The 211-nt window shown below is 44.5% G+C and carries 1 pseudogene; it reads right to left on the bottom strand.

Features of this window, described 5'->3' with window-relative positions:
* Positions 1-211, bottom strand: a pseudogene (locus tag HMPREF2542_RS07965) (peptidase); the annotation flags it as partial.

The following is a 211-nucleotide window of genomic DNA, read 5'->3' as shown; positions in this document are numbered from 1 at the left end:
TTTTGAAACCAATTCATAGCCTTGGGCCAGATAACCTGATACAACCGTATCGTATTTCCTTTGCGCTGCTGCTGGAAGAGCTGCATCCGACTCACCAGTTGTTAATTCCACTTGGTTTTCTAGAGTCGTACCTGTCGTATCATCAACGACCGTGTAAGTCACTCGTTGCGTTTGGATAGTGTAATGCACATCCTTGACAATATCCTCTTGA

The sequence above is a fragment of the Streptococcus sp. HMSC034B05 genome, from assembly GCF_001809055.1.
Lineage (GTDB): Bacteria > Bacillota > Bacilli > Lactobacillales > Streptococcaceae > Streptococcus > Streptococcus constellatus.
Note: the sequence above shows the minus strand (reverse complement) of the source record. Positions and strands in the feature narration are given on the sequence as shown.